Source organism: Pseudovibrio sp. SCP20 (assembly GCF_057774105.1).
Map to the genome: position 1 here is coordinate 1566745 of NZ_JBYMDH010000001.1, position 26937 is coordinate 1593681.

The window sequence follows — 26937 nt, forward strand, 5'->3', positions numbered from 1 at the left end:
TTTACAGCCCTTTCTTGATCGAACATGCCAGAGGCATGGAAGATCGATTACAATCCAAGAGAACCTGCGAACACTTCAAGGAAGTCATACAAGGTTCTCGTTACCCTTTCCTCTCGAATTAAGGAGCAATGCTAGCTCCGGCGAGATATCCGATAATCGGGATCCCGATTATCGTCAGGGTAAAAATGACTTTGCGGATCGTTGGTTCCGCCAGCTCAACCCAGCCTTTTTCGGTTGGGTTGCGCTCTCTTCCTTTGTTGATGGCTGCCTCCATAAATCCAAGAAGGAGACGGTAGTTCAGCCATCCAAGGTAAATTCCCATCACACCGCCGATCAAACCGGCGATGGAAATCATGCTCCAAATCCGCCGACCGGTGGAGTCCAGCCCATGAACATCAGCACGAACGCTACGATGAACACCATTGCCAGAGACAGCGGCAGGAAGACTTTCCAACCCAGACGCATCAGCTGGTCATAGCGGTAACGAGGTACCATTGCTTTCGCCATGGAGATGAAGAAGAACACCAGCAGACACTTAAGCAGGAACCAGACAATGCCAGGAACCCAGGTGAATGGAGCGATGTCCAGCGGAGGCAGCCAGCCACCCATGAACAGGATGGTCATCAGACCACACATCAGGGAGATCGCCACGTACTCGCCCAACATGAACATCATGTAAGGGGTAGAGCCATACTCAACCATGAAACCTGCAACCAGTTCGGATTCCGCTTCCGCAAGATCGAATGGAGGACGGTTTGTTTCAGCAAGTGCGGAAACAAAGAACACCACGAACATTGGGAACAGCGGCAACCAATACCAGTTCAGAATGGACAACCACGGAACGCCCAGCACGTGAGCAAGACCGCGGGCCTGCTGTGCGTAAACGATCTCGGAAAGGTTCAGCGAACCAACGCAGAGCAGAACGGTCACGATCACGAAGCCGATAGACACTTCGTAAGAAACCATCTGTGCTGCAGAACGCAGAGCTGACAGGAACGGGTATTTGGAGTTGGAGGCCCAACCACCGATGATCACGCCATAAACTCCAAGGGAGCTGATCGCGAACACATAAAGAATACCCACGTTGATGTCTGCAATCACCCAGCCCTGCGCAACCGGAATAACAGCCCACGCAGCAAGGGAGAGGACCACCGTAATCAGCGGCGCAAACAAGAACAGGAACTTGTCAGATCCGGAAGGGATCATTGGCTCTTTCAAAACGAATTTCAAAAGATCCGCAAAACTCTGCAGCAAGCCCCAGGGGCCAACCACGTTAGGACCACGACGGATCTGAACAGCAGCCCAGATCTTACGGTCAGCGTAAAGAATGTAAGCAACGATCAGCAGCAGCACGACCATCAGGAGCACGCTCTGGAAGAGCATGATGATCAGTGGCCAACCGTAATCCCAGAAAAAAGCTTCCATGCTCACCGTCCCCTTATTCCGCCGCCTCAGCTCGGCGCTGCATGGCAAGTGCAGAACACTCGGCCATCACCGCTGAAGCTCGGGCAATCGGGTTGGTTAGATAAAAATCACTGAATGCCTGCGCAAAACCGGCACCACTCATGTCACCACCGCGTGCAGCAAGCTTGGAAACATCCGAAGCCACACCGGTTGCAATGCAATTTACGTTCGCCATGTGAGGAACAGCTTCAACTAGAGCACCACGCAGCTGCGCAAAGCTGTTGAAGGCAAGCGGCTTACCAAGTGCACCGGAAAGTGCACGAATGATCGCCCAGTCCTCACGCGCATCACCTGGAGGGAATGCAGCGCGGTTAGCCAGCTGTACACGGCCTTCCAGGTTCACATAGGTGCCTGGTTTCTCGGTGTATGCTGCACCTGGCAGAATAACGTCAGCGCGGTGTGCACCGCGGTCACCGTGAGTACCGATGTAAACAACGAACGCATCACCGAAAGAAGACATGTCCAGTTCGTCTGCACCAAGCAGGAACACAACATCAACGTCGCCCTTAGCAGCTGCATCCTGAATGCCACCAGCATCCAGACCGCCCTCACCCGGAACAAATCCGATATCCAGACCACCAACGCGGCTTGCAGCAGTGTGCAGAACGTTAAAGCCGTTCCACTCATCGCTCACAGCACCAACGCTCTCAGCCAGCTTTGCAGCAGCAGAAAGAACAGCAGCACCGTCTTCACGAGCGATTGCGCCTTCACCAACGATGATCATTGGCTTCTTCGCACCCTTCAGAACCTCTGCAAATGCATTCTTGCCAGAAGCAATCTCTGCCAGAGTGTCCGGACCAGCACCAAGATAGTCTACGTCATAGGTCAGATCTGCAGGCTGGCCGATAAAGCCAATCTTCGCACCGCCGTGACGCCAAACCTTACGAATGCGAGCATTGAGAACTGGAGCTTCAACGCGCGGGTTCGCACCCGCGAGAAGAATTACATCAGCGTCTTCAATACCTTCAACGGAAGAGTTGAACAGATATGTTGTGCGGCCAAGAGATGGATCAAGCTGAGCGCCATCCTGACGGCAGTCCATGTTTACAGAGCCAATGCTCTCCATGAGAGCCTTCAGCGCAAACATGTCTTCAACAGAAGCAAGGTCACCAGCGATTGCAGCAGTCTTAGCACCGCCAGCCGCTTTCACCTTCGATGCAACCGCGTTCAGAGCATCAGTCCAGCTCGCAGGAGCCAGCTTACCGTTCTGCTTCGCATATGGGCGATCCAGACGCTGCGTCTTCAGACCATCCCAGATGAAACGGGTCTTGTCAGAGATCCATTCCTCGTTCACCTCTTCGTTGAGGCGAGGCATGATGCGCATGACTTCTTTACCGCGTGTATCAACACGGATAGCAGAGCCAAGAGCGTCCATCACGTCGACGCTCTCTGTCTTCACCAGTTCCCAAGGACGAGCGTTAAACTCGTAAGGGCGGGAAGTCAGAGCACCAACCGGGCAAAGGTCAATCACGTTGCCCTGCAGCTCGGAGGAAAGCGCTTCTTCAAGATAAGTGGTAATCTCGGCGTCTTCACCGCGACCAATCAGGCCCAGCTCGGAAACACCTGCAACTTCGGTCGTGAAGCGAACACAACGGGTGCAGTGAATGCAGCGTGTCATGATCGTCTTAACAAGCGGACCGATGTATTTATTTTCAACTGCGCGCTTGTTTTCAGCAAAGCGCGAACTATCTACACCGTAAGCCATGGCCTGATCCTGAAGATCACACTCACCGCCTTGGTCACAGATAGGGCAGTCCAGCGGGTGGTTGATCAGGAGAAACTCCATCACACCTTCACGCGCCTTTTTCACCATTGGAGACTTTGTAAAGATCTCTGGTGGCTGGCCTTCTGGTCCCGGACGCAGATCGCGCACGCCCATTGCGCAAGAGGCAACCGGCTTTGGCGGTCCGCCTTTAACTTCCACAAGGCACATGCGGCAGTTGCCGGCTACGGAGAGCCGGTCATGAAAACAGAACCTAGGAATTTCCGCACCGGCCTCTTCACAGGCCTGCATAACGGTATATTCCGCAGGAACTTCAATTTCTTTGCCGTCGACGACAAGCTTAGTCATGCGTTGGCATCCTCACCCTTAGCTTCCTGGGCGCGATAGGCCTTAAGAAGCTCAGTCACTTCAATTCCATCGATGGTCATACCAAGAAGCCGGCAGCTTTTAATTTTAGCGCCAGCCAGATTGGCATTTTCAAGGATCAGCCCAGAAAGATTGACTTTCTCGACTGACCAACCCGAGAGGTTTGCATCATGGATAGACCAGCCTGAGAGATTAACGTCGTTGATGCGGCCACCAGACAGGTTCACATTTTCAAAAGAGCAACCAGACAAGTTGCAATCTTCAAACCTGGAACCGGATAGATCGCTCTCGCTTACATCCAGACATTTTTTCTCTTGGCTGATCTTCATCCCTTACTCCGCAGCGATCTTGTCGGTCGGGGTACGATGCTTGGCAACGTACTGGTCGATCCGGTCTTCAATCACAGGGCGGAAGTTTTTGATCAAACCCTGAATAGGCCACGCAGCCGCATCACCCAGCGCGCAGATCGTATGACCTTCCACCTGCTTGGTAACTTTGAACAGCATGTCAATTTCGTCGTAAGAGCTCTCGCCCTTGACCATCCGCTCCATCACGCGCCACATCCAGCCCGTACCTTCACGGCACGGCGTACACTGACCGCAGCTTTCGTGCTTGTAGAAGTAGGACAGACGGGCAATCGCTTTGATGATATCGGTGGAGTTGTCCATCACGATCACGGCAGCTGTACCCAGCGAGGAGCCAACTTCACGCAGACCGTCAAAGTCCATCTTCGCATCACGGATGTCTTCGCCCTTCACACAAGGAACAGAGGAACCACCCGGAATAACCGCCAGCAGATTGTCCCAGCCGCCGCGGATACCACCGCAGTGCTTTTCAATCAGTTCCTTGAAGGAAATGCCCATCGCTTCTTCAACGGTACATGGCTTGTTCACGTGTCCAGAAACACAGAACAGCTTGGTACCAGCGTTGTTTTCACGACCAATGCCGGAGAACCATGCACCACCGCGCTTCAGAATAGTCGGCGCAACAGCAATGGATTCCACGTTGTTCACTGTGGTCGGGCAGCCGTAGATACCCATGTTCGCAGGGAACGGAGGCTTCAGACGCGGCTGACCTTTTTTACCTTCAAGGCTTTCCAGCAGTGCAGTTTCCTCACCGCAGATATAAGCCCCTGCACCGTGGTGCACGTAGATATCAAAGTCGTAGCCGTTCTTGTTGTTCTTGCCGATCAGGCCAGCATCATAAGCCTGATCAATCGCAGCCTGCAGGCGTTCACGCTCACGAATGAACTCACCGCGCACGTAGATGTAAGCCGCAATGGCACCCATCGCGAAACCAGCAAGCAAACAACCCTCAACCAGATGGTGAGGATCGTGACGCATGATTTCACGGTCTTTACAGGTGCCCGGCTCGGACTCATCCGCGTTGACCACGAGATAGGCCGGACGACCGTCGCTTTCCTTCGGCATGAAGGACCACTTCAGACCGGTTGGGAAGCCCGCACCACCGCGACCACGAAGACCAGAGGTCTTCATTTCGTCGATGATCCAGTCACGACCTTTTTCAATGATTTCTTTGGTACCAGACCATGATCCACGCTGACGGGCTCCTTCGAGCCCCCAGTCATGCAGACCATAGATATTGGTGAAGATACGATCAGAATCGTTCAGCATCGCTTACCCCTCACCTTTCGCTTTGGCTTCCTGAGCCTTGCGGTGGCCTTCGATGAACTCCGCAACACCAGCTTCAGCTGGGCGAGGAACACCGGTGTAACCAGCACCGCCAGTATTCAGAGCAGCACCCGCATGGTGTTTGGACGCAGCATCGGAACCGTCAACAATCATTGCTTCCTGAGGCGCACCCTTTGTGGTGTCTTCAATGTTCAGCAATGTGGTTGGGCCACCCTCTGGCGCCGCAAAGATGCGGTCAACACTCTGAGGGCCCGGCAGAACCGGCTTTCCGCCTGCAATGTCGTCAAGAAGCTTCTCAAACTTCTCAACGTCCAGATCCTCATAGAAATCCTTGAAGATCTGCACCATTGGCGCATTCACACAAGCACCAAGGCACTCAACCTCTTCCCAGGAAAAGTTTCCGTCTTCGGAAAGAGTGTGAGGTGTCTCAGAAATCTTGCTTTTACAAACTTTGATAAGCTCTTCAGAACCACGCAGCTGACATGGGGTCGTGCCACACACCTGAATGTGTGCTTTTTTGCCGACCGGCTGCAGCTGGAACATGGTGTAGAAGGTTGCCACTTCCAGAACACGGATGCGAGGCATATCGAGCATTTCAGAGATCACGCGGATCGCTGGCTCGGTCACCCAACCAACCTGTTCCTGAGCACGCCACAGAATAGGCACGACAGCAGAAGCCTGACGTCCTTCCGGGTAACGCTCGATAACCTTTTTCGCCCACTCCAGGTTTTCTGGAGAGAACTCAAAAGACTCTGGCTGTTCGTGATGAAGACGACGCACTGACATTACCGGTCAATCTCCCCAAATACGATATCGATGGAACCGATGACAGCGGCAACGTCAGCCAACATATGGCCGCGGCACAGGTAGTCCAACGCCTGCAGGTGAGCAAAGCCAGGAGCCTTGATCTTGCAGCGGTAAGGCTTGTTGGTTCCATCAGAAACGAGATACACGCCGAATTCGCCTTTTGGCGCCTCAACGGCTGCATAAATCTCGCCCTCAGGAACTTTATAGCCTTCGGTGTAAAGCTTGAAGTGGTGGATCAGAGCTTCCATGGAGCGCTTCATTTCACCGCGCTTAGGAGGAACAACTTTACCATCAGTAGAAGAAACAGGCCCTGTTTCCTTACCCAGCATCTCCAGACACTGCTTCATGATACGCACAGACTGGCGCATCTCGAACATGCGGATCAGGTAACGGTCATAACAGTCGCCGTTCTTGCCGATTGCGATGTCGAATTCCATTTCATCGTAGCACTCATAAGGCTGAGACTTACGCAAATCCCATTTCGCGCCGGAACCACGGACCATCACACCGGAGAAGCCCATTGCCCAGGCTTCATCAAGATCAACAACGCCGATATCAACGTTACGCTGCTTGAAGATACGGTTATCGGTCAGAAGACCTTCGATGTCGTCGAGAGTTTTGAGGAACGGATCACACCAGTTCCACATATCATCGAGCAGATCCTGTGGCAGATCCTGGTGAACACCACCCGGACGCACATAAGCCGCGTGCATACGCGCGCCACAACCACGCTCATAGAAACCCATGAGTTCTTCGCGAGGCTCAAAGCCCCACAGTGGCGGTGTCAACGCACCAACGTCCATCGCCTGCGTGGTCACGTTCAGCAAGTGTGACAGCAGACGTCCAATTTCGGAGTAAAGCACACGGATCAGCTGACCGCGCTTAGGCACTTCAATGCCCAGCAGGCGCTCAACAGCAAGAGCATACGCATGCTCCTGGTTCATCGGTGCCACATAGTCCAGACGATCGAAATAAGGCACAGCCTGAAGATAGGTCTTGTGCTCGATCAGCTTCTCAGTACCCCGGTGCAACAGGCCGATATGCGGGTCAACGCGAGTGACCACCTCACCGTCCAGTTCCAGAACCAGACGAAGCACACCGTGCGCCGCAGGGTGCTGCGGACCAAAGTTAATATTAAAGTTTCGTACCTGAGCCTCAGCCATTCTCTACCCGTGCCTCAGTTCGATGCTTTTTCATCACCAGGAAGCACATAGTCGGTGCCTTCCCATGGTGAGAGGAAATCAAAACTACGGAATTCCTGAGTAAGCTGCACAGGCTCATAAACAACACGCTTCTTGGTGTCGTCGTAACGAACCTCTACATAACCTGTCAGAGGAAAATCCTTGCGAAGCGGGAAACCGTCAAAACCGTAGTCAGTCAGCAAGCGCCGCAGATCAGGGTTACCGGTGAACAGAATGCCGTACATGTCGTAGGCTTCACGTTCAAACCATTCAGCACCCTTGAAAATGGAAATCACAGACGGAACCGGCGTGGTTTCGTCTGTCTGAACCTTCACGCGGATGCGCAGGTTCTGAACAGGGGAAAGCAGGTGGTACACAACGTCAAAACGTTTTTCCCGAGCCGGCCAGTCCACACCGCAAATATCAACCAATGCTATAAAACCGCACCGCGCGTCATCGCGCAGGAAACGCAGAACATTGATAATCTGGTCATGGGACACATTAAGAGTGAGATCGCCATAAGCAACCGACCAGCTCTCAACTTTGTCTCCAAGCGTTAGCTCGATAAATTCACCGAGTTCGCTAAGCGTCTCGTCCATTACCTTGTTTCCTATAGGTTGGACATCTCACAAATGGCAGGGAAACCCTTGCCAGCAATGTCGATAAGGCCGTGCACCCATCAGCGCACGACCTGTAAATCATCTTTCGATCGTACCCGTGCGACGGATCTTTTTCTGCAGCAGCAGCACACCGTAAAGCAGCGCTTCAGCAGTTGGAGGACAACCCGGCACATAGATGTCAACCGGAACAACCCGGTCACAACCGCGCACAACAGAATAGGAATAGTGGTAGTAACCGCCGCCGTTCGCACAAGATCCCATGGAGATCACATAGCGAGGCTCTGGCATCTGGTCATAAACCTTGCGCAGCGCAGGTGCCATCTTGTTGGTCAGTGTACCTGCAACAATCATCACGTCAGACTGACGTGGGGAGCCACGAGGAGCAAAGCCGAAACGCTCTGCGTCATAACGCGGCATCGACATTTGCATCATTTCCACTGCACAACAGGCAAGACCAAACGTCATCCACATGAGAGAACCGGTACGTGCCCACTGGATCAGGCTTTCACTGGAAGTAACCAGAAAGCCTTTGTCAGAAAGCTCGTTGTTCACATTCATGAAGAATGGATCATTTTCGCCCACCGGGCGACCTGTGTTGGGATCGATGATCCCTTTTGGAGCTTGAGAGACAAGAGGCTTGGAGCCGTCAGAGATCAATCCCATTCCAGCGCTCCCTTCTTCCATTCATAGATGAACCCAATCGTGAGCACGCCCAGGAAGATCATCATGGAGACGAAGCCGAACCAGCCCAGATCACCAAAGGCAACAGCCCATGGGAAGAGGAAAGCAACTTCGAGATCAAAGATGATGAAGAGGATCGATACCAGATAAAACCGGATGTCGAATTTCATACGCGCGTCATCAAAGGCGTTGAAACCACACTCGTAAGCAGAGAGCTTTTCAGAATCCGGGTTCTTGAAAGCAACAATGAACGGGGCGATGAGAAGCGCGAGGCCAATAACGAGGGCAACACCGATAAAGACGACAATCGGGATGTACTCCCTGAGGAGGTCTTCCATTTGAATATCCGTCCCTGGACGTAACAGGTCATGCGACCAATAAAACTCTTGGTGCACTGCACACACTGCAGAAAGTAGGGCGTAAGGATAGGAAGGACACCCTAGGATCCGGTGTATCTAGTCGCACCGCAACGCACGATTAGCTTAGCCCCACAATCTGCGCAAGACCTTACAACGGAGTAAATCGGGTAGGAAAGAGTGCCTTACGCCACGAGAAGATCACATTCTCGTAAGGCGGGCACAAAAAAACCGCTAAAAACCTAGAGATATATATTATGAGTAAAATACTCATATTAAAATAGAAAAATGACGATTTCTAACAATTGCTTGGGAAAACTACTCAAGGCTTAAAATTAAACACTAAAACAGGCACAATTTCCTGCGTAGTTCCACGTAAATAGTCAAAATGTCTCAATTGAAGAGTCGCCCCTCAATACCCATGAGGTAGTGACACCGGACTTCATTTTAAACACCTGCCTTAGAAAAATTTTTAGCTAAATCCGCAAAGCAACGCAGCTCCCCTGCCCTAAATGTAAGACAGCAAAATACCCTTAAATTACAATAATTAAAAACAATAGGGAAATAGAGGAAAGATCATCGGAAGCTGAGCCCAGATACACGAAAGCACGGTGCGCTATTCAAAGCGATCACCGTGCTTTTCGTAGTAAATGAAAGTGGCGCGAGTGACGGGGCTCGAACCCGCGACCTCCGGCGTGACAGGCCGGCACTCTAACCAACTGAGCTACACCCGCAACTCTCATTTATAGGGTCGTTATAGCAGCAACTTCTCAAAGAGAAGTGGCGCGAGTGACGGGGCTCGAACCCGCGACCTCCGGCGTGACAGGCCGGCACTCTAACCAACTGAGCTACACCCGCAGCTATAACTTAGCGCTTGAATTGAACACCTCTTCCAAAAGGAAGTGGCGCGAGTGACGGGGCTCGAACCCGCGACCTCCGGCGTGACAGGCCGGCACTCTAACCAACTGAGCTACACCCGCTCAATCCAAACTACCTTCAACAACACCTTGTTACCGTGGCACCACCTTCCGAAGAAAAGTGGCGCGAGTGACGGGGCTCGAACCCGCGACCTCCGGCGTGACAGGCCGGCACTCTAACCAACTGAGCTACACCCGCTTGGGTCAGCAACGTTGTGTCGTTGTTGGTGGCGCTGATGTACGGCGGGGGCGGGTCCAAGTCAAGCACCGTTGGATGCAGTTTGCGAGTTTTTCCTGAATAACCTGTTTTCACTGTGAAAATTGGCCTCTGAAAGCCCTCAGATGTGGAAAACAAGGCCTCGAAATAGGCATTTTATCCCCTTCTGGACTCAAGGATATTTCGCCTGACTTCGAAAAAAATCTTTTTTGCCGTCCATGAAATTTCGAAAACCGCCTCAAAAAAGTCAAATCTCGTAATTCTACTTAGTCTGGGGCGACTTCCGCGATACACTTTTCGCGATCATCACAGCCAAAAAACAAAAAAGTCGACAGTCCAATTCATTTTAAGGACCGGTTTTATGGGCACATTTTTCAAAACGCTTGCTCTCGTAGCAACAACAGCTGTCGTAGCACCATCACTTGCACAGGCAGACAGTGGGGACTTCATCATCGGCCTTGGCGTGGGCGCCATCGGAAAGTCGATCATCGATCACGCCACCAATGAGCAGCAGCCTTCGCAAGTGGTGAACGCTCAGCCGCAACCACCACACAGCATTCCGCGCATCCCAAGTCAGCAAACAGTTGCGCTCAGCCGCATTCAGCTGAAAGACGTCCAGTATCGCCTCAACCTGCTTGGATATAATGCCGGCTTTCCTGATGGCGTCGCCGGCAAACGCACACTGCGCGCCATCGGCAAGTTCCAGCACTCTCTTGGCTATGTGGCCACAGGGCACCTCACCTCTTCTCAGCTGGAAGCACTTTACGCCCGCACCATAAAGGTACGTCGCCCCAAGACACAGATCAATCAGGCACAGCCCTCCCCGGTTAAACCGCCCCTGCCCCAATCCAATCCGGGCGGATACACGGAAGCTGAAAAGGCAACCGCCAGACTTCCCAAAGAGAGCAAACTTGCGCTGGACCCGAAAAACCCACCCAGTATCTACGGGATGGTCACCGGTATGCGCAGCGACAGAACAGCCGACCTACTGAAAACAGAAGGCTATGAGGAATGCGTTGAAACCACCGGCCTCACAATCTGCGAAAAAACCTCCAAGAACCTGGAGGAAACAGTCAGCGTCGTCAAAGTCGGGAAAGTCATCTACGGCATCTCCCGGAATGTCAGCTTCAAAACAGCCGCCCCACGCTCAGCTGTGCTGACCAAACTCGCAGAAGCCTACCCCAACCTCACCCGCTTTAAGAAGATGGCAACCTCAACCTCGAAAAGTTGTCTTGAACGCTACACCGGAGATGCCAACAGCCTGCTCGCCACAGCCGAAGCCAATCCATCAGATCCGGAAACACTTCTGACATTGACTGAGAACTGCCGAAACTTCTACGCCATTGAGCTGGAAGGTAACCGTAATCTCAAATCCATGAGCATCGTGCTTTACGACGGCTACCCAATCCAGCTTGCAGAGGAAAAGCAAACCGGCATCTTCCAAACCAAATCAGAAGCCGCTGACGAACTGAAGTTCTAAGCACTGCCCTTTAACTACGAAGTCTTGCATTGGCCTCGTTCTCCGGCGGCCAATACAGACTGCCAGCCTCTCCTGTCAGGATTACCTCCCCACAACCGAGGGATTATTCCTGCTGCATACACAGTTAAAGTAGCTCCCGGAATTCATTTCTGCCCACCTGCATTTATGACCCTTCGGGAGCTCCAATATGATGAGAATAAAAGCGCTGGCTCTGCTGGCCGCCTACTGCCTGTGCATCACCCCGGCCCTTTCTGAAAAGTTGTATAAGCTAAAAGAGTTCAAACCTGACGTCTCATACACCGCAACATCATACTCCTTCCCATTCCTCGCCAATGAAATTGTGGCCGAAAGTTATGATGCCAACGGACATCCGGGTTACATTCTCGTCGCCTCAGATTCAGCAGACAACCTTGTCATCTCCACCTGGCAATCTGATGTCGCAACTCCAGTAGACCTCGTAGAACGCAGCAAAGCCCGCAGTGTCTCCATCGCGAAAATCGACGACACACACTTCATCACACCGATCATAGATGGAGATAACAAACTCAGAGTGATGCTCTGGAAAATAACTGGAAACGGGACCATCACATATCGCGGTTTTCGCTCCGGCCCGGAAGTTACAGAAGTAACCTCTGCAAGCTCCGGTTCAGCAGCTATGGTCGTCGCTCAACGCAAAAACGGAACACTATTTGCACAAGCCTTCAAGCTGAAGCAGGCAGAAGACATCCCCACCGAAAAAGCACTCCACCGCCGTGGTATTTATGAGTTTGCGGGCAATGCAGATCAACTTGCCCTGAGCGATGGAACTGCAAACCTGCTCGCTTTTCGAGACAGTGATGGGAAGTTGAGAATAACACGCTTGCGCAAGCGCCAGGACGCAACAGTAATCGAGCGCGGCCCTACTTGGGTGGCAGGAGCAATACAGAAAGCCACTATCACAGCTGCAGACGGCACCCCGAATGGTCGTTGGATCACCCTCACAACAAGCAAAGGCCCCAGTGAGTTCAAGACTGGACACAGATGCCTCGGACGAACAATACACAAAGAACCCCACGGGCGCGGAAAGCTCATCGAATGGGACATAGGAACAGACGGCACCCAGTTCCTGCGTCGCGGAGCAGATCGTGAGTTTCAGGGCAGCGGCGGTGTAGCGAAGGAAGTCGCTGTCGAAGTCATTGGCAATGGCAACTATCTGGTCAGCAGCCATCTGGGCTTTGATACGTTCTGCAAACGCAACCCAAAAAACCGCGGCAAACAGCGCATGGAAGTCCATCTTTGGAAACACGCTGGAACCACTTATGACAAAGACGCCTCAGGTCGTATCAACGGCAAATACTATGACGTTTCTATCGCAGAATTCCACCCTATCCGAAACTACGATGCAAACTTTGTCGTGGCCCTCATCGGCGAAAACCAACAAGTCAAACTCTCCATCTGGGGTGTGAAATAGCACCAGCAAAGCAAGCCTCTCATCAGAGGCTTGCAAGCCCCACAATCAGCTCTGGATTTGTCTCCAGCCGCCGAACATGCTCTACTGTGTAAATCTCCCAAACCAAATATTGAGTTGGGAGATTCGCAAAGGCGACGGTTTAGCGCAGCCATCATTCAACCTTAGCGCGATTTCATTAAAATATTCAACTTACAATTTATTATAGTTTGAGATAAATGTACGGCAGCGAGTTCTTTCTCTCCGCTTCTTTAAGTTTATTGATACGTGCAAGGCAAAAATATGCGCAAAACGACAAAGCTTACTTCAGCTCTCTGCCTCTCTTTAGCAATCAGCACCACATCTGCTCGCGCAGGCTCTGAGGATTTCATCTTCGGCCTCGGCGCAGGCATCATCGGCAGCGCAATTGTAAATGGCGCCAAAAAGAACAATGCAAATCAGGCGCAGCCGGCACAGCGCAAAGCCACACGAAAAAGAAGCAACTATTCAGCTGAAACTCAGGACGTGCAGGCACGCCTGAACATGCTCGGCTTTGATGCCGGCACTCCGGACGGCGTTTCCGGTCGCCGCACACGCAACGCAATCCGCCAGTTCCAGATTTCAATCGGCGCACCAGCCAGCGGAAAGCTCAACAACAGCCAGATTGCCAAGCTGTATGAGCTGACTTCCCCGCAACAGGCCGCACCAGCAGCGCCTGTTACAGCAACCGTGCCAGCTCCTGCTGTCAACACAGTTCCTGTTCCAGTCGCAACAGCAGCACCTGCGCAAGGCGGCTCCCTTGCGCCAACACCAGTTGCGTCAGTCATACCAACACCGGGTCTGCCAACACGCCTGGTCAACATCACAGTTCCAGCTACAACATCCAACGTCACCAACAACACGCAGATCATTGCAGTGACAGCGAATGCGCCAGCGAAGAACGAAACAAAGGTTGCAGCCACCAGCTCCAAACGCATGGCACTCGACCCTGCCAACCTGCCAGCTATCCACGGTCTGACGGTGGAACGCTTCGAACATGACGTGAAAGGCCTGCTGGAGAAGGTTGGCTACAAAGACTGTGTAGTAGAAGAAACAAAAGCCGTCTGCTCGCTGGAAAAAGACTCTTTAACAGAAACCGTCAGCGTCCTGACCCAGGACGAAAAAATCTACGGCCTGCAGCGCGAAGTCAGTTTCAAGAACCCGGCACCACGCGCCGCGATCATGGGCAAGCTGCTGGAAGCATATCCTGTCCTCTCTCACTATGAGAACATGACCGCATCAGAAGACAAAACCTGCCGCATCACCTACCTCAACAACAGCGGTGAACTGCTGAAAGACGCACTGGCAAAGCCAGCACATCCGGAAGCACTGCGCCAACTCTCTGACAACTGCACCGACTATCACAGTCTGGAAGTGTTCGGCGAAGACACTGTCAGCGGCCTGCGCCTGGTGTTCTACAGCAGCCAGCCAATCAAAGACGCGATTGAAAACCGCAAAGGCGTGTTCCAGATCTCTTCAAAATCAGCTCAGGATCTGACCTTCTAAAAGATCATCAGAACCTACACACAAAAAAGGCGGAGCACAGTGCTCCGCCTTTTCTTTTGCAGTGAACTTAATCACGTATCAGCCAATCACCAACCGTGACGGTAGCGGACCACCAGAGCGGTCATAAAGCCGAAGAGCATGTGACCAACCAGAGAAGCCCATGTCAGCTGGATAAAGCCGAGGAACGGTGGCAGGCCAGCAAAGATGTGCGCCATGATGTAAAGCGCGAACACCCAAAGACCAACACCGTAGCAAAGACCAACAATCCACCATGGCAGCGGCGGAATGATCACACGAGCCAGCGGACGGGCAATATAAACGTAACCCAGTGGGTAGAAGACAACGCCAACAACGGCGTGAATGACCTCAGCCCAGAACAGGTTTCTGAAGCCGAACACAGACTGCACAAGAGCAGCTGGCTGAAGAGGACCACCAACCCAGAACGGCGTAATATAACGCGCCCAGATCTCCCAGCTCACATCAGCAACGATGCCAGCCAGAATGATGGTGACCAAGGTATGCCACACAAGTGGCGGACAGATGGGGTGCTTATGACTTGAACCACTCATACGGCGCATGCCTCCACGTAGTTATACTTGTTTGCTATGCGGAGTTAAAAACCATCTCGGTTCGAACTGGTGTTATCTACGACACACTTAGCCGATCAATAACAGCTCAAGTACACGTGACGGTGGATTGATCAAGATCAACCAGTGAAAACGCGCACTCCAACCCAAAACCGCCTTGAAAAATCAAAAAATCCAAGGACACGTTCTGGGAACAAACTCCACAAATCACTACCAGAAGCTTAGCCAGAAGATCCTGAGATCATCCTTTGGTTTTTGCTCAGATTAGTCCCCTTCCCTACAGCCTTAAGAAACCAAGAGCCGTAAGGCGCCCTTAAGCTTAATGGAGCAGTACTCGATAATTTTCGGGAGATCAGGCAACAAAAAAAGCCTCAGCGGATCTCCGGGAGACTTGGCATCCTCTTGAAAGAGGAATGGTGGGCGATGAGAGACTCGAACTCCCGACATCTTCGGTGTAAACGAAGCGCTCTACCAACTGAGCTAATCGCCCATCCAGGCGCGGTGAACATTCCCTTGAAAGAGAATGGTGGGCGATGAGAGACTCGAACTCCCGACATCTTCGGTGTAAACGAAGCGCTCTACCAACTGAGCTAATCGCCCCCGCTAGGGTGGTACGCCGTGTGGCGTGGGGAGCTATTTAGCTGCCCTCCCTACCCTTGGCAAGTCCTGAAATTGAAAAAAACGACATTACCAGCAAAAAACTTGAGCCAGCCATCGATCCTGTGAATTACCTGATTAAACAAAGGCTTGTCCACACAGCCCAAAATCAGAGGCACACTTGAAATCTGCGCATAAAAAAAGCCCCTGCCACTCCAATGAGCAACAGGGACTTTTCAACCCAAAACGAACAAGCCCAATTAGGCGTTGACCGCGTCCTTCAGGCCTTTACCAGCTTTAAATTTCGGCGTCTTGGAAGCCGGAATCTGAATGGTTTCGCCTGTGCGTGGATTACGGCCTTCAGTTGCCGCACGAGCGGAAACGGAAAAGTTGCCAAATCCGATGATCCGAACTTCATCGCCGCTCTTCAGGGTTTCAGTGATTGCCTCGAAAGATGCTTCTACTGCTTCGCCTGCCTGTGCTTTGGTCAAGCCAGTTTTTTCTGCAACGGCCCCGATCAGATCATTCTTGTTCATGACAGTCCCTTTCTAAAATAACGTGGGGAATGCTTTAGATTCGCGCTGCACTCCTGAATCGGACATTCGTGCGAAAATGCGTTCAAATCAAGCCGCAAACCGCAGAAAACGGCCATTTCCTGTGTAGTATCAACCAAAAAAAGCCTCGGAACTTGTCCGAGGCTTTTGTATCCACAACCTGACGCTCTGGTTTAGTGGGCAACGACCCCTGAACCCTTGTCATCTTTGACCAATGCTTCTGAGCTGGACTTATCTTCCTCTTCGCTCCATTCGATGGCCTCAGGCATACGAACAAGAGCATGTTCAAGGACTTCGTCCATGCGAGCAACTGGAATAATTTCCAATTCATTCTTCACATTGTCAGGAATGTCAGCCAGATCCTTCGCGTTGTCCGCAGGGATCAGAACCTTCTTAATGCCGCCACGCAGAGCCGCCAGAAGCTTCTCTTTCAGACCACCGATCGGCAGCACGCGACCACGCAGTGTGATCTCGCCTGTCATCGCCACATCACGACGAACCGGAATACCTGTCATCACAGAAATGACGGTGGTCGCCATGGCGATACCAGCAGATGGACCATCCTTAGGAGTAGCCCCTTCTGGCACGTGAACATGCAGCTCACGCTTGTCAAACAGTGGTGGCTCAATGCCAAAGTCTTCAGAACGGGAACGAACGTAAGACGCAGCTGCGGAGATGGACTCTTTCATCACATCACGCAGGTTGCCGGTTACGGTCATCTTGCCCTTGCCTGGCATCATGACACCTTCAATGGTCAGCAGCTCACCGCCAACCTCGGTCCATGCCAGACCGGTGACAACACCAACCTGATCTTCGTCTTCAACCTGACCGAAGCGGAAGCGTGGAACACCGAGGTATTCCTCAACAATGTCCTCATCAACAGAAATGGACTTCTTGTCAGAGGTCAGAATGTCTTTCACAGCCTTACGCGCCAGAGTGTTCATCTCACGCTCAAGGTTACGCACACCGGCTTCACGGGTGTAAAGACGAATGGTCTTCTGCAAAGCGCCATCAGACACTTCAAACTCACCATCCTTCAGACCGTGGTTCTTAACAGCTTTAGGCAGCAAGTGGCGACGGCAGATCTCGATCTTTTCGTCTTCGGTGTAACCAGCAATACGGATGATTTCCATACGGTCCATCAGAGGACCAGGAATGTTCAGCGTATTGGCGGTGGTCACGAACATGACGTCAGACAGATCGTATTCCACTTCCAGGTAGTGATCCATGAAGCTGCCGTTCTGCTCTGGGTCAAGAACCTCAAGCAGAGCGGAAGATGGATCGCCACGGAAATCCATGCCCATCTTGTCGATCTCGTCGAGCAGGAAGAGCGGGTTGGATTTCTTCGCTTTCTTCATGGACTGGATCACTTTACCCGGCATGGAACCGATGTAAGTGCGGCGGTGACCGCGGATCTCAGCCTCATCACGTACGCCGCCAAGGGACATACGCACGAATTCACGACCAGTTGCTTTCGCAATGGACTTACCCAGAGAGGTTTTACCAACGCCTGGAGGGCCAACGAGACACAGGATAGGACCGCGCAGCTTGTTCGCGCGCTTCTGCACTGCCAGATACTCGACAATGCGCTCCTTGACTTTCTCAAGGCCGTAGTGATCAGTGTCCAGCACCTTCTCAGCCAGCGTCAGGTCGTGCTTCACTTTGGACTTCTTGCCCCAAGGAATGCCGATCAGCCAGTCAAGGTAGTTGCGAACAACGGTAGCTTCCGCGGACATTGGGCTCATCTGCTTCAGCTTCTTCAGCTCAGCATTCGCCTTCTCGCGAGCTTCTTTGGACAGCTTCGTCTTTTCAACGCGCTCTTCCAGCTCAGCAAGTTCGTCGCGGCCGTCTTCACCATCGCCAAGTTCTTTCTGAATGGCCTTCATCTGCTCATTCAGGTAGTACTCGCGCTGGGTTTTCTCCATCTGGCGCTTCACGCGGGAGCGGATGCGCTTTTCCACCTGCAGAACGGAGATTTCACTCTCCATCATGCCCAGCACCTTCTCAAGGCGCTCTGTGACCGCCACAGTGCCAAGCAGCTCCTGCTTATCCTGAATCTTCACAGCAAGGTGGGATGCAATGGTGTCAGCAAGTTTCGAGAAGTCATCAATCTGGTTAACGGCGCCGAGAACCTCAGGAGACACTTTTTTGTTCAGCTTCACGTAGTTTTCAAACTCGGAAATCACTGAACGGCCAAGCGCTTCAACCTCAACCTCGTCACCACCAGTCTCATCGAGAATGACAGCTTCCGCTTCATAAAGGTCTTCGCGATCGGTGAACCCGCCGATTTCGGCACGTGCACCACCTTCAACCAGAACCTTTACGGTATTATCAGGCAGCTTCAGGAGCTGCAAAACTGTTGCAAGAGTACCGACCTTATAAATCTGGTCAGTATCCGGATCGTCATCCGCCTCGTTCATCTGGGTGGCAAGCAGAATCTGCTTGTCAGAGTTCATAACCTCTTCCAGAGCACGGATCGATTTCTCGCGCCCTACAAACAGCGGCACGATCATATGAGGGAATACGACGATGTTGCGCAGTGGGAGAACTGGAAATACCGAGCTTTCCGTTTCTTCTACCGGGCGCATTTCATTGTCAGCCATCTCTATTCCTTTCAAAATGCGGCTTTCCAACGAAAGCCACGAAAAAGCGCAACATAAAAATCAACTCGGACCACAAGGCCATTCGAAGAATTTTTGTAAAGGCCGAACCTCCTCGCCCCGGAACGGGCACGAACAAACTCGCCAAGCTGCGAACTAGACCTATTACGTGGAGACACCGCCCCCAAGTGTCAAGCACTCCCCTCTTAAGTCTTTCAGCGATCTGTTGATATTATAAGCTTTTTTCCTGTTGGAAGGAGCGCATAACACCGCCTGACCATCCTCATCCTTAAGCCGGAATGCCTTCCTTTCTGGCCTGATCCGCCGTTTACGCAGAACACTCATTTACCGCATCATGCTAGACGCATGAGACAAAAAATGGGCGGCACTTTTTTCTCAAGTTACCGCCCAAATTAAACTCAATACCTGCGAGCGACGCCAAATGGCTCTTCAATCACCTAGCTTATGCGCTGGTGGCTGAATTCTCCGCACGGTCCTCATAGATGTACAAAGGACGCGCTTCGCCGTCGACGACTTCAGCAGAAATAACAACTTCCTTGACGCCCTTCAGTCCAGGAAGCTCATACATGGTCTCCAGAAGGATCGCCTCAAGGATGGAGCGCAGACCACGTGCACCGGTCTTACGTTCAATCGCCTTGCGGGCAATGGCCTTCAGAGCATCTTCGTGGAAGGTCAGCTCAACATTTTCCATCTCGAAGAGACGCTGATACTGAGCAACCAATGCGTTCTTAGGCTCACGCAGAATTGAAACCAGTGCATCTTCGTCCAGATCTTCCAGAGTTGCGATCACAGGCAAGCGACCAACAAATTCCGGGATAAGACCGAACTTGAGCAGATCTTCCGGCTCCAGCTCCGCAAACAGCTCACCAGTCTTACGATCTTCCGGCGCCATGACGGACGCAGCAAAACCGATAGAGGTGGAACGACCACGGTCAGAAATGATCTTGTCCAGACCAGCAAACGCACCACCACAGATGAACAGAATGTTCGTGGTGTCCACCTGCAGGAACTCCTGCTGTGGGTGCTTACGACCACCCTGCGGAGGCACAGAAGCAACAGTACCTTCCATGATCTTCAGCAGTGCCTGCTGAACACCTTCACCGGAAACATCGCGGGTGATGGATGGGTTCTCTGCTTTACGCGTAATCTTGTCCACCTCATCGATGTAGACAATACCACGCTGTGCGCGCTCAACATTGTAGTCAGCGGCCTGAAGAAGCTTCAGAATAATATTTTCAACGTCTTCACCAACGTAACCCGCTTCAGTCAGCGTAGTTGCGTCAGCCATTGTAAACGGAACATCCAGAATTCGGGCGAGCGTTTGTGCCAGGTGGGTTTTACCACACCCGGTAGGACCAACCAACAGGATGTTGGACTTTGCAAGTTCAACGTCGTTGTTCTTGGACGCGTGATTCAGGCGCTTGTAGTGGTTGTGCACCGCTACGGACAGAACCTTTTTGGCTCGGCCCTGACCAATCACGTAATCATCCAGAACGCCACGAATTTCCTGAGGTGTCGGGATCCCATCACGAGACTTCACCAGCGAAGATTTGTTTTCTTCGCGAATAATGTCCATGCAGAGTTCGACGCACTCATCACAGATGAACACGGTCGGACCCGCAATCAGCTTACGGACCTCATGCTGGCTTTTTCCGCAAAACGAGCAGTAAAGCGTATTCTTGCTGTCGCTGCCGCTGGCTTTGCTCATGAGATATAACCCCGCATCGTTTCAGGGGACGCAGCCCCTGTTAGAATTCTTAACTCGACAGCGAAATATTCGCTTCGACGTTCTACTGACTTATCGCGTTTTGTGTTCCGCTTCCAGAGGGAAGCTTTGGAAATCACTAATAGCCATTCTCTTATGCGATATTTGGCTCGCAATAATCAACATTCCTTTAAGCCCCGCACGCAAAGTTCATTCCCTGTTAAAAAAACTTGCGCGCGAGTTACTTTTAAAAACCGGCTTTAAGCTGGCTCGATAACGTTCAGGCTTTCGCGATTTTCAATAACGTTATCAATCAGACCGAACTCTTTCGCCGCATCTGCACTCATAAAGTTATCACGCTCAAGCGCTTCTTCAACAGCTTCAAGAGTCTGACCTGTGTGAGAAACGTAAATCTCATTAAGGCGACGCTTCAGCTTCAGAATTTCCTGTGCATGCAGCATAATGTCTGCCGCCTGCCCGCGGAAACCACCGGAAGGCTGGTGAACCATGACCCGGCTGTTTGGCAGAGAAAAGCGCATACCCTTTTCACCAGCAGCCAGAAGCAAAGAACCCATGCTTGCAGCCTGACCGATACAAAGAGTTGAAATCTTCGGGCGGATAAACTGCATAGTGTCATAAATAGCAAGACCACTAGTGACAACGCCACCCGGGGAATTGATATAAAGCGCAATCTCTTTGTTCGGGTTTTCCGCTTCCAGATAAAGCAACTGGGAACAGACCAGCGTCGCCATTGTATCTTCCACAGGACCGGTCAGGAAGATAATGCGTTCCTTGAGCAACCTTGAGAAGATGTCATAGGCCCGCTCACCCCGGTTGGTTTGTTCTACAACCATCGGCACCAGGCTGTTCGTAAAATACTCAACAGGATCGGTCATGCGTCATCCATTTTAAATATGCAGAAAGCTTATTAAGCTCGGTAACTTATCCGGTATCCCGGCAAGCCTGCAAGAAACTTATGTCGAAAAAAGCAACATGCCCACCCACGGGATGTCGCCCTTGTCTTAAAGGCACTTGCCAAAAGGTAAAGCCACAAGGTTTATGGAGTGTTTCCATAAGGCCTGATAGTCTTATCCCAATTATAAGGGAGCTTAAAGGCCACATTAGCCCTATGCACTTAAGACGGCTTTAGATATTTCGGCTTTCCACCTCAAATTTCAAGATCTCAAAAAAGAAAAAGGGGGCACAAGGCCCCCTCTCCGTAATTCTCGGAAAAATTCGAGAATTAAGCTTCGTCTTCGTCCTGAGCCAGCAGCTCTTCTTTGGACACGACTTTGTCGGTAACTTTCGCGAGTTCCAGAATGTAGTCCACAACCTTCTCTTCGTAGATTGGGGCACGCAGGGAAGCGAGAGCCTGTTCGTTGTTCTTGTAGAATTCGAACACCTGCTGTTCCTGACCTGGGAACTGACGAACGCGGTCGAACAGAGCTTTCTGAACTTCTTCGTCGGTAACCTGAACTTTGTTCTGCTCACCAACTTCAGAAAGAACCAGACCGAGACGTACGCGACGCTCAGAGATCTTGCGGTATTCAGCTTTAGCTTCGTCTTCAGTAGTCTCTTCGTCTTCGAAGGTCTTACCGGACTGCTGCATGTCAGCTTCAACCTGCTTCCAGACGCCTTCAAATTCTGTTTCCAGAAGTTTTTCAGGCAGCTCGAAGGAGTACTCTTCGTCCAGCTTGTCGAGAAGCGCGCGCTTCACTTTCTGACGGGTAGCTGCACCGAACTGGCTTTCGATCTGGCCGCGAACGATTTCTTTCAGCTTGTCCAGGGACTCAAGACCCAGCTTGGTTGCCATTTCATCATCAATGGAAACTTCGCCCGGAGCTTCAATGCCCTTAACGTCGATGTCGAAGGTTACTGCGCGACCAGCAAGGTTTGCTGCGCCGTATTCTTCAGGGAAGGTCACGTCGATGACTTTCTTGTCACCGATTTTCATGCCAACGATCTGCTCTTCAAAGCCTGGGATGAACTGACCAGAACCCAGAACCAGCTGACCGTTTTCGTCTTCACCACCGTCAAATGGCTCGCCGTCAAGCTTACCAAGGTAGTGCATGGTTACACGGTCACCGTCTTCAGCAGCAGCGCCTTCTTCGCGCGCTTCAAATGGACGGTTGGATTCTGCGATCTGCTTAACCTGCTCGTCGACTTCTTCGTCAGCGATTTCAACGATTGGGCGCTCAAGTTCGATCTTTGCGAAATCTACCAGTTCAAACTCAGGCAGAACTTCGTAAGTCATGGTGAAAGCGAGATCTGCTTCACCTGCCAGAACTTTTTCAGCATCGTCTTCAGGAAGATCGATTTCTGGCTGAAGAGCTGGCTTTTCTTTGCGCTCTTCAATGGTCTTAGCAGTGGTTTCGTTGATCAGGTTACCGATCAGCTCAGCCATTGCCTGACGGCCATGGATCTTCTTAAGGTGAGAAACTGGAACTTTACCCGGACGGAAGCCGTTGATGTTAACCTTGGACTTCATGTCGTCCAGATATGCATCGAGGCGGGTCGCCAGATCCGTCGCCGGGATAACGACTTTGAGTTCGCGCTTTAGGCCCTCGGCCAGGGTTTCTGATACCTGCATTGGTCTTTGCTTCGTCCTTGATTTAGGACGTGTAACGACAAACCAAAATGGTTTGCCCCAGTACGGAAAACAATCACCAATTTCGAAGGAAGAGTTTGCGCTTGAAGGGCTATCCCCTCAGCTCTTATCCGCCTGGCGAAAAGGTGAGCATAAACCGAACTTCGACAACGCCCTCAACTTTTCCGTTTCCGATAAGCTACGGTCGTTTATCTATGCACCGTATCACCGGGGATATGGTGCGGCTGGAGGGACTCGAACCCCCACGGTCTCCCGCCAGAACCTAAATCTGGTGCGTCTACCAATTTCGCCACAGCCGCGTTGGAGGGGTAGCTAAATGGGAACCCGAGAGAAGTCAACCACCTAATGCGCTGTTTATGCCCAGTTCTCGGTTTTCCACGCCATTTCTACCTATGAAACTGTGCATTACGCCTATCTGGGGCTCAATTCTCATAGGGCCCTGCCTGTTTCACACAGGCCTGAAACCCATTTCCTGCGAAAGAGATAGCTCGCACGCTCTTTTTCTTTTTTAGCTCCTGACACATTCATTCAGCAGCTGACAGCCATCATTCGCAAAGAGGCGTCAGTACACGCTGCATAAAAGCCGCGCCTTTGTCTGTCAGATACAGTTCCCGGCGGCGACCATCCGTCTTATCTGCCTCAACACGGGCATAGTTATGTCCGCCGCGCACATCCTTATGCCCCTCACACCAGTAATAGATGTTTCGGGTTGCGGTGCCGGACTGGTAGCCAATCTTCTTTTGCAGGCTGAGAGGATGGATCTTCACCCCCTCCTCCTGATGGGCCGCGATCTCGAGCAATGTCAGAACCGTCGAGACCTGCATCTTGGCATCATGGTCTTTGAACGGGGTCAGCGCCTCGATAATCTGGCGTAGGGCTGCAGAGTGCTGTGTCGTCTTGCTCATGTAAATATCCGTCGTAATCATCCGGAGGCAGGCACAACCACACGCTCCGCGTGCAATCCCCACCTCTTTCTCGCATGCCTATCGCATTGCTAGCTTCACTAAATGATACGCATCATCTTTTGCAGATTAATTATCACAAAAATTGATGATTCCCACCAGATATCTCAGGAAGACAACCTATCCCTTGGGCTGGGAGCGGTAAAAAGGGCACCTCAAGAGCTACCCTTTTCACGTCATAGAAATATGGGTACACAACGTCATAAGTGCTAAATAAGAACGATATTTCCCAAGTCTACCTGTCGAACCGAGATCTCAATCCGCTGATTTGTAAAACCTACCAACTCGAGCTGCTGAAATGGCTCGTTATCCTCGTCAACCGGCCTGCGGAAAATTTCATAACCCCAACGCCCATCGAGAAGATGAAACGGCACGCAATCAACGCGATACTCTGACATTTCGTTCCTAAAGAAAACACTCCCAATGTCCTGCTCCAGATTCAGTAGCCGCAATACGCCCATATCTGGACCAACATTATGGTTGTTCAGCGGAGCCAATGGTCCATTTGCATGAAGCATTAGTCCCTCTTGATCCATCCTATTTATGATTGTCACACCTGACATATTGTTTTCACTTTCTTGTTTTTCTTACAACCACAAGAAAGTGACGCACTCACCAAACAACTGTGAAAGTACATTTCGCCAATACAAACTTAGAGCCTTCACAAACAAGAAAACCCTAAAAGTCTCCCAGAAACTGAACCAGCTCGGTGATCACATCCGGAATATGCGAGATCAGATCCTCTGCAATAAGCCCTGCCCCAGCAAGCTCCGCAGCGCGCCCATGCACCCACACACCTTTGGCAGCCGCTTCATAACCACCGAGACCCTGAGCCAGATATCCCGCAATCACGCCTGCAAGCACATCACCAGAACCTGCGGTCGCAAGCCACGGAGTGCCACTGGCATTAATAGAGACATTACCCGCCGGATCAGCAATGACAGTATCTGCTCCTTTAAGTACTACAACTGCTCCAGCCCGCTTGGCCGCCTTCTGGGTACGTTCCACTTTGCAGTATGTAGATGTCGGATCATAAAGGTCAGGGAACAACCGGCGGAACTCCCCTTCATGAGGTGTCAGAACAACCCGCCCAGCGCTTTCACTCTCCGCAATATACTCAAACAGATGTTCCGGCTTTTCTTCAAAGGACATCAGAGCGTCTGCATCCAGCACAACGGCCCGCTCAGAAGACAGACACTCCGCAACACGCTCTTGCGTTTCCCGGCCAATACCGGCAGCAGGCCCAATCACCACAGAGTTGAGCCGCTCATCTTCCAAAATACGCTCAAAATCAGCGATACGTTCTGCCGGACGGATCATCACACTCGTCAGATGCGCCGCATGCACAAGCGCCGCCTGCTCTCGCGCCACAACCGTCACAAGGCCACTGCCCGCCCGCTGCGCGCCCAGCGCGGCCAGACGACTGGCACCGGTAGAGAACTTCGGCCCACTGACGACTACCGTGTGCCCTCTATTATATTTATGACCAGCCACAGCAGGCTGATCCGGAATGTCGCCCCAGATCTTGTCGCAGTTATAAAAGGCAGTAGGACCAACCTTCTCCAGGACCTCATCATCCAGACCGATCTGCTCAATAACAATTTCACCACAATGGGCACGCCCTGGATAAAGATAATGCCCCGGCTTGGCGCGGAAGAACGTGATGGTCATGTCAGCATGCACAGCCTCACCCAGCACCTCACCACTTTTGCCGCTCACGCCAGAGGGAAGGTCAACAGCCACACACTGCGCCGGGCTCTCATTGATCTGCTGAACCAGATCCAAAACCTCATCATCCAGCGGACGCGACAGCCCTGCCCCGAACAAAGCATCGACAATCACATCATCTTCGCCCAGCTCTTCCAGCGCCGCCCGCATGTTATCCATTGAGGTTAAGTCAAGATCCATCTCGTCATAGGCCAGCTCCGCATCGCCTTCCAGCGTCTCCGGATCACACACCAGCCCGACGGAAACATTAAAGCCCTCGTTGTCCGCCAGCTGCGCCACAACAAAGCCATCACCGCCATTGTTGCCGGGGCCACAAAACACCAGAACACGGGAATAAGGATGCAGAATCTGACGCATCACCTCAAACACGGCTTTGCCCGCGTTATGCATCAGTTCAATGCCAGGAAAGCCACCTTCAATTGTCAGGCGATCTGCCTTCTTCATCTGCAAGGGTGTCAACAACTCATGCATAAAGCTCTCCAATTCCCTATCCGACAGGTCTTGAGAAATTTATTACCCATTATCCCTAAGAATTTGGTTCATCATTACCCAACTGCCGCCACGGTTTTTTCGATCACGAAAATTCACAAAACTTGAGCTAGTGCTAAAAGGCACAGATTTCTGAGGGACTTCCTGAGTAAATGTTGATACCAGCGCACCACTTTGGGAAAACAACGAAAACATGCACGAGAGACGAGCCCATTACGACCAGCTTCTAACTGCTTTCGCACGACGTCTGGGTATGACCACCCAGCCTGATAATGGACTATTCCTTATCGAGGAAGCAAATGGTAGCCGCTGGTCAGTCGAACTCAATGAAAGCTCCGATCTCGTTTATATTAGTACCAGTCTCTTTCTTGCAGAAGATAAAAACACGCTGAAAGCGGCATTGGAACTCAATCAGAACGTGGAACTCTTGCGTGGAGCATTCCTCGGCCTGTCTCAATCTGGCGACCTGCAACTCAACGCACAGGCAACCTTACAGTTCACAGATGACCTTGCTCTGGAGAACACACTGGTCAACCTGATGCAAATTCGTGAGCAGGTATGCGCACGGCTTTCTGAAATGAAATCCACCCAAAGCTCCCCAGCCGTTCAACCGGACTGGAGCACGACGTCTATTCGCCTGTAAAGGTTTCT

Annotated in this window: 23 protein-coding genes and 7 tRNA genes; 4 read left to right on the plus strand and 26 right to left on the minus strand. The window is 51.8% G+C overall.

Translation table 11 applies throughout. From position 1 onward, the window contains the following. Window positions 1–118: 118 nt before the first annotated feature. From AC3CB2_RS06855 to AC3CB2_RS06920, 14 genes are all read right to left on the minus strand, one after another. Window positions 119–355 (minus strand): hypothetical protein, encoded by a 237-nt coding sequence (locus AC3CB2_RS06855; protein WP_037035791.1) that lies wholly within the window; start codon window positions 353–355, stop codon window positions 119–121. Next, the gene (gene nuoH, locus AC3CB2_RS06860) at window positions 352–1425 is read right to left on the minus strand and encodes an NADH-quinone oxidoreductase subunit NuoH (RefSeq protein ID WP_008546369.1); all 1074 of its coding nucleotides are present in this window, start codon (window positions 1423–1425) and stop codon (window positions 352–354) included. The genes AC3CB2_RS06855 and nuoH overlap by 4 nt, the downstream gene beginning before the upstream one ends. Window positions 1426–1438: 13 nt before the next feature. Beyond that, entirely contained in the window at window positions 1439–3535 is a 2097-nt protein-coding gene (gene nuoG, locus AC3CB2_RS06865) for an NADH-quinone oxidoreductase subunit NuoG (protein ID WP_352929794.1), read from the minus strand. Then, on the minus strand, window positions 3532–3882 hold the full coding sequence (locus AC3CB2_RS06870; RefSeq protein WP_054785275.1) for a pentapeptide repeat-containing protein: 351 nt from the start codon (window positions 3880–3882) through the stop codon (window positions 3532–3534). Before AC3CB2_RS06870 ends, nuoG begins: the two co-directional genes overlap by 4 nt. A 3-nt stretch (window positions 3883–3885) precedes the next feature. After that, the gene (gene nuoF, locus AC3CB2_RS06875) at window positions 3886–5187 is read right to left on the minus strand and encodes an NADH-quinone oxidoreductase subunit NuoF (RefSeq protein ID WP_008546776.1); all 1302 of its coding nucleotides are present in this window, start codon (window positions 5185–5187) and stop codon (window positions 3886–3888) included. Window positions 5188–5190: 3 nt separating this feature from the next. Further along, on the minus strand, window positions 5191–5991 hold the full coding sequence (nuoE, locus tag AC3CB2_RS06880) for an NADH-quinone oxidoreductase subunit NuoE (RefSeq protein WP_352929790.1): 801 nt from the start codon (window positions 5989–5991) through the stop codon (window positions 5191–5193). Further along, window positions 5991–7175: an NADH-quinone oxidoreductase subunit D gene (locus AC3CB2_RS06885; RefSeq protein ID WP_008546642.1), complete on the minus strand. Its 1185-nt coding sequence runs from the start codon at window positions 7173–7175 to the stop codon at window positions 5991–5993. Before AC3CB2_RS06885 ends, nuoE begins: the two co-directional genes overlap by 1 nt. Window positions 7176–7189: 14 nt before the next feature. Continuing rightward, the gene (locus tag AC3CB2_RS06890; protein ID WP_008546747.1) at window positions 7190–7792 is read right to left on the minus strand and encodes an NADH-quinone oxidoreductase subunit C; all 603 of its coding nucleotides are present in this window, start codon (window positions 7790–7792) and stop codon (window positions 7190–7192) included. A gap of 99 nt (window positions 7793–7891) precedes the next feature. After that, window positions 7892–8476 carry a NuoB/complex I 20 kDa subunit family protein gene (locus AC3CB2_RS06895; protein WP_008546978.1) on the minus strand — a complete coding sequence of 195 codons (585 nt, stop codon included), beginning with the start codon at window positions 8474–8476 and terminating at the stop codon, window positions 7892–7894. Beyond that, window positions 8467–8832 (minus strand): NADH-quinone oxidoreductase subunit A, encoded by a 366-nt coding sequence (locus tag AC3CB2_RS06900; protein WP_008547103.1) that lies wholly within the window; start codon window positions 8830–8832, stop codon window positions 8467–8469. The genes AC3CB2_RS06895 and AC3CB2_RS06900 overlap by 10 nt, the downstream gene beginning before the upstream one ends. Before the next feature lie 675 nt (window positions 8833–9507). Continuing rightward, window positions 9508–9584: transfer RNA gene (locus tag AC3CB2_RS06905), tRNA-Asp, on the minus strand. Window positions 9585–9631: 47 nt separating this feature from the next. Beyond that, window positions 9632–9708 (minus strand) — tRNA-Asp (locus tag AC3CB2_RS06910). 45 nt (window positions 9709–9753) lie between these two features. Continuing rightward, window positions 9754–9830 (minus strand) — tRNA-Asp (locus AC3CB2_RS06915). A 59-nt stretch (window positions 9831–9889) separates the two neighbouring features. Then, window positions 9890–9966 (minus strand) — tRNA-Asp (locus tag AC3CB2_RS06920). Window positions 9967–10345: 379 nt separating this feature from the next. On the opposite strand from AC3CB2_RS06920, the gene AC3CB2_RS06925 reads away from it, so the two are divergent. The 3 genes from AC3CB2_RS06925 (at window position 10346) to AC3CB2_RS06935 (ending at window position 14435) form a co-directional block, all read left to right on the plus strand. Then, window positions 10346–11464 (plus strand): peptidoglycan-binding domain-containing protein, encoded by a 1119-nt coding sequence (locus AC3CB2_RS06925; RefSeq protein ID WP_352929785.1) that lies wholly within the window; start codon window positions 10346–10348, stop codon window positions 11462–11464. A gap of 187 nt (window positions 11465–11651) precedes the next feature. Next, window positions 11652–12914, plus strand: coding sequence for a hypothetical protein (locus AC3CB2_RS06930; RefSeq protein WP_352929782.1), 1263 nt, complete (start codon window positions 11652–11654; stop codon window positions 12912–12914). A 279-nt stretch (window positions 12915–13193) separates the two neighbouring features. Continuing rightward, on the plus strand, window positions 13194–14435 hold the full coding sequence (locus AC3CB2_RS06935; protein ID WP_352929779.1) for a peptidoglycan-binding domain-containing protein: 1242 nt from the start codon (window positions 13194–13196) through the stop codon (window positions 14433–14435). An 86-nt stretch (window positions 14436–14521) separates the two neighbouring features. Here AC3CB2_RS06935 and AC3CB2_RS06940 read toward each other — a convergent pair whose 3' ends face one another. From AC3CB2_RS06940 to AC3CB2_RS06995, 12 genes are all read right to left on the minus strand, one after another. After that, window positions 14522–15004, minus strand: coding sequence for a hypothetical protein (locus tag AC3CB2_RS06940; protein WP_051125930.1), 483 nt, complete (start codon window positions 15002–15004; stop codon window positions 14522–14524). A gap of 432 nt (window positions 15005–15436) precedes the next feature. Beyond that, window positions 15437–15512 (minus strand) — tRNA-Val (locus AC3CB2_RS06945). Between the two features lie 34 nt (window positions 15513–15546). Beyond that, window positions 15547–15622: transfer RNA gene (locus tag AC3CB2_RS06950), tRNA-Val, on the minus strand. Between the two features lie 257 nt (window positions 15623–15879). Further along, complete coding sequence (locus AC3CB2_RS06955; protein WP_008546789.1) at window positions 15880–16155, minus strand: HU family DNA-binding protein; 276 nt, start codon at window positions 16153–16155, stop codon at window positions 15880–15882. A gap of 191 nt (window positions 16156–16346) precedes the next feature. After that, on the minus strand, window positions 16347–18776 hold the full coding sequence (lon, locus tag AC3CB2_RS06960; protein WP_008547296.1) for an endopeptidase La: 2430 nt from the start codon (window positions 18774–18776) through the stop codon (window positions 16347–16349). 460 nt (window positions 18777–19236) lie between these two features. Next, window positions 19237–20502: an ATP-dependent Clp protease ATP-binding subunit ClpX gene (clpX, locus tag AC3CB2_RS06965; RefSeq protein ID WP_008547232.1), complete on the minus strand. Its 1266-nt coding sequence runs from the start codon at window positions 20500–20502 to the stop codon at window positions 19237–19239. 257 nt (window positions 20503–20759) lie between these two features. After that, window positions 20760–21395: an ATP-dependent Clp endopeptidase proteolytic subunit ClpP gene (gene clpP, locus AC3CB2_RS06970; RefSeq protein WP_008547009.1), complete on the minus strand. Its 636-nt coding sequence runs from the start codon at window positions 21393–21395 to the stop codon at window positions 20760–20762. Between the two features lie 347 nt (window positions 21396–21742). After that, entirely contained in the window at window positions 21743–23089 is a 1347-nt protein-coding gene (tig, locus tag AC3CB2_RS06975; protein ID WP_008546975.1) for a trigger factor, read from the minus strand. A gap of 234 nt (window positions 23090–23323) precedes the next feature. Then, window positions 23324–23406: transfer RNA gene (locus AC3CB2_RS06980), tRNA-Leu, on the minus strand. Between the two features lie 246 nt (window positions 23407–23652). Continuing rightward, the gene (locus tag AC3CB2_RS06985; RefSeq protein ID WP_208609004.1) at window positions 23653–24012 is read right to left on the minus strand and encodes a hypothetical protein; all 360 of its coding nucleotides are present in this window, start codon (window positions 24010–24012) and stop codon (window positions 23653–23655) included. 266 nt (window positions 24013–24278) lie between these two features. Next, on the minus strand, window positions 24279–24587 hold the full coding sequence (locus tag AC3CB2_RS06990) for a hypothetical protein (protein ID WP_352929772.1): 309 nt from the start codon (window positions 24585–24587) through the stop codon (window positions 24279–24281). A gap of 160 nt (window positions 24588–24747) precedes the next feature. Beyond that, entirely contained in the window at window positions 24748–26268 is a 1521-nt protein-coding gene (locus AC3CB2_RS06995; RefSeq protein ID WP_352929769.1) for an NAD(P)H-hydrate dehydratase, read from the minus strand. 211 nt (window positions 26269–26479) lie between these two features. Between AC3CB2_RS06995 and AC3CB2_RS07000 the strand changes: the two genes are divergently transcribed. After that, entirely contained in the window at window positions 26480–26929 is a 450-nt protein-coding gene (locus tag AC3CB2_RS07000) for a type III secretion system chaperone (RefSeq protein ID WP_083793192.1), read from the plus strand. Window positions 26930–26937: the final 8 nt, after the last annotated feature.

Bases quoted from the DNA above. Each gene is read 5' to 3' on its own strand.
- nuoH (WP_008546369.1), bottom strand. From the start codon at position 1,425: ATGGAAGCTTTTTTCTGGGATTACGGTTGGCCACTGATCATCATGCTC.
- clpP (WP_008547009.1), bottom strand. From the start codon at position 21,395: ATGACCGATCCTGTTGAGTATTTTACGAACAGCCTGGTGCCGATGGTT.
- AC3CB2_RS06870 (WP_054785275.1), bottom strand. From the start codon at position 3,882: ATGAAGATCAGCCAAGAGAAAAAATGTCTGGATGTAAGCGAGAGCGAT.
- AC3CB2_RS06885 (WP_008546642.1), bottom strand. From the start codon at position 7,175: ATGGCTGAGGCTCAGGTACGAAACTTTAATATTAACTTTGGTCCGCAG.
- AC3CB2_RS06940 (WP_051125930.1), bottom strand. From the start codon at position 15,004: ATGAGTGGTTCAAGTCATAAGCACCCCATCTGTCCGCCACTTGTGTGG.
- AC3CB2_RS06935 (WP_352929779.1), top strand. From the start codon at position 13,194: ATGCGCAAAACGACAAAGCTTACTTCAGCTCTCTGCCTCTCTTTAGCA.
- lon (WP_008547296.1), bottom strand. From the start codon at position 18,776: ATGGCTGACAATGAAATGCGCCCGGTAGAAGAAACGGAAAGCTCGGTA.
- AC3CB2_RS06955 (WP_008546789.1), bottom strand. From the start codon at position 16,155: ATGAACAAGAATGATCTGATCGGGGCCGTTGCAGAAAAAACTGGCTTG.
- AC3CB2_RS07000 (WP_083793192.1), top strand. From the start codon at position 26,480: ATGCACGAGAGACGAGCCCATTACGACCAGCTTCTAACTGCTTTCGCA.
- AC3CB2_RS06995 (WP_352929769.1), bottom strand. From the start codon at position 26,268: ATGCATGAGTTGTTGACACCCTTGCAGATGAAGAAGGCAGATCGCCTG.
- AC3CB2_RS06855 (WP_037035791.1), bottom strand. From the start codon at position 355: ATGATTTCCATCGCCGGTTTGATCGGCGGTGTGATGGGAATTTACCTT.
- nuoG (WP_352929794.1), bottom strand. From the start codon at position 3,535: ATGACTAAGCTTGTCGTCGACGGCAAAGAAATTGAAGTTCCTGCGGAA.
- tig (WP_008546975.1), bottom strand. From the start codon at position 23,089: ATGCAGGTATCAGAAACCCTGGCCGAGGGCCTAAAGCGCGAACTCAAA.
- AC3CB2_RS06890 (WP_008546747.1), bottom strand. From the start codon at position 7,792: ATGGACGAGACGCTTAGCGAACTCGGTGAATTTATCGAGCTAACGCTT.
- AC3CB2_RS06900 (WP_008547103.1), bottom strand. From the start codon at position 8,832: ATGGAAGACCTCCTCAGGGAGTACATCCCGATTGTCGTCTTTATCGGT.
- AC3CB2_RS06990 (WP_352929772.1), bottom strand. From the start codon at position 24,587: ATGCTTCATGCAAATGGACCATTGGCTCCGCTGAACAACCATAATGTT.
- AC3CB2_RS06930 (WP_352929782.1), top strand. From the start codon at position 11,652: ATGATGAGAATAAAAGCGCTGGCTCTGCTGGCCGCCTACTGCCTGTGC.
- clpX (WP_008547232.1), bottom strand. From the start codon at position 20,502: ATGAGCAAAGCCAGCGGCAGCGACAGCAAGAATACGCTTTACTGCTCG.
- nuoF (WP_008546776.1), bottom strand. From the start codon at position 5,187: ATGCTGAACGATTCTGATCGTATCTTCACCAATATCTATGGTCTGCAT.
- AC3CB2_RS06895 (WP_008546978.1), bottom strand. From the start codon at position 8,476: ATGGGATTGATCTCTGACGGCTCCAAGCCTCTTGTCTCTCAAGCTCCA.
- AC3CB2_RS06985 (WP_208609004.1), bottom strand. From the start codon at position 24,012: ATGAGCAAGACGACACAGCACTCTGCAGCCCTACGCCAGATTATCGAG.
- AC3CB2_RS06925 (WP_352929785.1), top strand. From the start codon at position 10,346: ATGGGCACATTTTTCAAAACGCTTGCTCTCGTAGCAACAACAGCTGTC.
- nuoE (WP_352929790.1), bottom strand. From the start codon at position 5,991: ATGTCAGTGCGTCGTCTTCATCACGAACAGCCAGAGTCTTTTGAGTTC.